Origin of the sequence: Anoxynatronum sibiricum, from assembly GCF_039414295.1 — a bacterium.
In the GTDB taxonomy this organism is placed as follows: Bacteria; Bacillota; Clostridia; order Peptostreptococcales; family Tindalliaceae; genus Anoxynatronum; species Anoxynatronum sibiricum.
Genome location: NZ_JBCITM010000038.1, coordinates 1 through 3,629 on the forward strand (window position 1 = coordinate 1; position 3,629 = coordinate 3,629).

Consider the following 3,629-nt stretch of genomic DNA (forward strand, 5'->3'; position numbering starts at 1 on the left):
AGAACATAGAAATAAACTGATAAAGGAATTCAAGAAAAAAGGGCTATCCATACGTCAGATAGAAAGATTGACGGGGGTTAGTTTTGGTGTGATAAGAAGACTATAAGCATGCACAAAAGAACCGTCCCCCTGTGCGTTTGTGCGCTTTCGGTATACTGCCGCATTCCTCGAAAAACTGTAATACCCTAATTACGCGCAGTTGACTGGTGATATGGGCCGTTGGAGTGCTATTGGAGCCAATGTCCCATCCGTAGCCATCAAACAGATACTCTTTTGCCAAGTCATCAGAGATAAAAACCTCGTTCTTTTTTATGGCGTACCTTTCGATCCTAAAAAGAGACTGTCTAAAATGTGTGATAGTAATATCCGCATAATGAAGTTTTTCAAGCTCAGCTAAGACCCCTTGCGATAATTGACTGATCGTTTGTCGTTCCATGTGCTATACCTCCTGAATTGAGATTTTTAGAGCATCTCAATTCTAAGGTATTATGATTATCGAAACAAATCAGTGGCTCGCAGTTCATTTTACATAGTTTGCATCGTGCTGGTTTCGATAAAACGGAAGTTTCGATAATCGTCATTATAGAAACGTTTCTATAAGGACGAGACAGAACTCCAGGTCCTGCGGGAAGAAGGCCGCACCGCTGCCAACAAGTCCTACATGTGGCATTATGCCACCGGCCATACCGATGTTCCCATCTGCCTGTATGACTACCAGACCACCCGGGCCAGCAAACACCCGGCAGCCTTCCTGAAAGGCTTCAGGGGGTACCTGCACACCGATGGGTATCAGGGCTACAGTCAGATTCCCGGGGTGAAAGTCATCGGCTGTTGGGCTCATGCTCGGCGTATGTTCACCGATGCCCTGAAGGTGCTCACCAAGGAGAAGGAACCCCTCTCCCATACCAGGTCTTCAGAAGGGCTGGCCTTTTGCAACCGGCTCTTTGAACTGGAAAGGGAGTTGAAAGACCTTTCGCCAGAAGATCGTTACACTGCCCGTCTGGAACAGTCACGGCCTGTGCTGGAGGCTTTCTTGGCGTGGCTCAAAGAAAACAAACGCACCGCCCTTCCCAAGTCACCCCTGGGAAAAGCCATTACTTACTGCTTAAACCAATGGCCCCGACTGGAGAGGATTCTTCTGGATGGTCGCCTGGAAATCTCCAACAACCGGGCAGAGCGGGGCATCAAGCCCTTTGTCATTGGTCGAAAGAACTGGCTCTTTGCCAACACTCCCAAGGGAGCCACGGCCAGCGCCATTATCTACAGCATTGTGGAGACAGCCAAGGCCAATGGCCTGAGTCCTTTTCACTATCTCATGCACTTATTCGAAAAACTCCCCAATATGGATCTGACCGATCCAGCAGCGATGGAGAATGTCCTTCCCTGGTCAAAAGCACTGCCGGCTTCTTGCTTCAGTGGTGCTAAGCCGTTGGTTTAGTTCATTGTATCAGGGTGGCGGCTCAGGGTCTATGTGGGCAGCAATTGACGCTTACAAAGCAAAGGGATTCTGCATTGCTACAGAAAGAAGTCGATATTGTCGAGCCAAGGTTCGTAAATACCTACTGAAATGGGAGATGAAGTGAGCTGAGCAGCGGGAATAAGACGTTAGCTGTAACCAATGAAAAGCATTAAACCAAAGCGAAAAGGGTAATCTTTCGCGACAGATTCACCAGTGCTTGCACTGAACCCCTAACAAAGGACACTTTGAAACTTTGGGTCAACATTATTGATTAGCATATGCAAAAGAATCACCCAATAAACAAATGTTGAGTGATCAATGCTCTCGGGTTTCCGAGAAGCTTAGAAAATTTAAAGGAGGTAAGACTAATGGAAGATAAGATGGCACAGATTTTTGAGGTACTTGAAAATGAAGAAGGATTAGTAGAACGGTTGTTTATGGTGGAAGAAGCGGAGGAAGCTCAAGCCATGCTGAAGGAAAAAGGTTTGGAGATTTCCATTCAAGAGTTGACAGCGTTTCGCGACATACTGAACGCTTACTCAATTAAAGGAGAAGGTGATCTGACAGACGACGAGTTGGAAGAGGTGGCTGGAGGCTTTATCTCTTCCAAAGACTGGAATAGACTAATTAATGACGGAAAAAAGAGAGTTTCTGAAGGTCGATTGATCCCGGGTGTAAAGCTCCCCAGGGTGAGAGGGTGGTAACGAGGGATCATGGCAGAGGCAAGCAGGGGACAACTATCTTGACAATTACCGTGCCCTATAAGATGAGACTTTAATCACTTCAAACATATCTAGCAGTAGTTACTCAGCTATTATTTTGAAGCCAAAATCAAGAAGAGAGATTAACTTTCAAATCTTGATTTTACCCCTTGGCTTGACTTCGGGGTGCATTATAATTTACTCCTTTCAGCAAATGCAGCGAAACAATTGGGATCTCTCGCGAAAGTCAATAATTAGCGAGAGTGCAGGGCAAAGGACCGAGATAAAAATGAGACTGCATGGAACAGGAGGTAACACAATGAGAAGCGAGAGACGAACCGTAGTGGTGACAGGGGCTTCCAGCGGCATTGGCTACGAAACTGTCAGGAGATTTATGGAAGAAGGGGACACGGTGTATTGCATCAGTCGCAACGAAAAAAACCTGCATGAGGTACTGGAGAGCCTCCGGGAACTGCCTGGAAAAGCCCTGGCCTTGGCTGGTGATGTGTCCAAGGTGTCTGAGTGTCAGCAGATGATGCGGGAGGTGGAACTGGCGGGCAACGGTCTGGATGTGCTGGTGAACGCTGCCGGCGTCTGGAAAGATGGACCCAGCGACACCATGACAGAAGCTGTCTGGGATGAGGTGATGGACATCAACGCCAAGGGCACCTTTTTCATGTGCCGCTACGCCCTCCCTCTGCTGGAAGCCAGGGAAGGGGTCATTGTAAACGTCAGCTCGGATTCTGGTCTGGTGGGGAACAAGGAAGCGGCCATTTACTGCGCTTCCAAGGGAGCAGTGACTCTCATGACCAAAGCCCTGGCAGTGGAGCTGGCAGAGCGGGGCGTCCGTGTCAATGCTGTTTGCCCGGGAGATGTGGCCACCCCTATGCTGGAAAAAGCCTTCCAGGAATCTGACTTCGATGACCGGCACGACTATGAAGCATCCTTGTTAGCCCACTATCCCCTGGGAGACAGGGCCAGGTTCACCCAGCCGGAAGAAGTGGCAGAAGCCATTTTCTTTCTGGCTTCCAACCGGGTGAAAGCCATGACGGGCACCTGCTTATCCGTGGATTTTGGGCTGACTGCCGGCTACTAAAAAGGTGTAACCAACTGTATCACAACATCTTTCTTTTTCTGTATGCGTTTATAGGTTTTTTGCTCTTCCCTTACGAGAAGAATCGATGGGATTTATTTGAATGATGTTCTCTTTTGCTCCATAGTCAGGGGATATGTATACCAAACAGAACAGAAGACTATCCAAAAGGCAAGAGAGTCCGAATGTCAACGAATTTCTGAGCCGCGTGCTGCTTGATCTGAACCCCTTGGAACGGACATATCGGTAGCTCAAACAGCAAATGAGAATTTCTTTTCTAGCTCTGATCTTTTTTCTGCAGGAGTCATTCGGATTGATGGCTCTTTTTCATCGTTGTAGACACTTCACTTCACGGAGTTCCACAAAAACTTCATAA

Annotated in this window: 3 protein-coding genes and 1 pseudogene; 3 read left to right on the top strand and 1 reads right to left on the bottom strand. The window is 47.8% G+C overall.

What is annotated here, in order from left to right:
• Window positions 1-100: 100 nt before the first annotated feature.
• A complete protein-coding gene (locus tag AAIG11_RS17710) occupies window positions 101-436 on the bottom strand; it encodes a hypothetical protein (RefSeq protein WP_343187533.1) in 336 nt (111 codons plus the stop codon).
• A gap of 159 nt (window positions 437-595) precedes the next feature.
• Between AAIG11_RS17710 and tnpC the strand changes: the two are divergent.
• From tnpC to AAIG11_RS17725, 3 genes and pseudogenes are all read left to right on the top strand, one after another.
• Window positions 596-1,438, top strand: a pseudogene (gene tnpC / locus AAIG11_RS17715) (IS66 family transposase); the annotation flags it as partial.
• Window positions 1,439-1,827: 389 nt separating this feature from the next.
• A complete protein-coding gene (locus AAIG11_RS17720) occupies window positions 1,828-2,163 on the top strand; it encodes a hypothetical protein (RefSeq protein WP_343187534.1) in 336 nt (111 codons plus the stop codon).
• 316 nt (window positions 2,164-2,479) lie between these two features.
• Window positions 2,480-3,256 (top strand): SDR family NAD(P)-dependent oxidoreductase, encoded by a 777-nt coding sequence (locus AAIG11_RS17725; protein WP_343187535.1) that lies wholly within the window; start codon window positions 2,480-2,482, stop codon window positions 3,254-3,256.
• Window positions 3,257-3,629 lie beyond the last annotated feature (373 nt).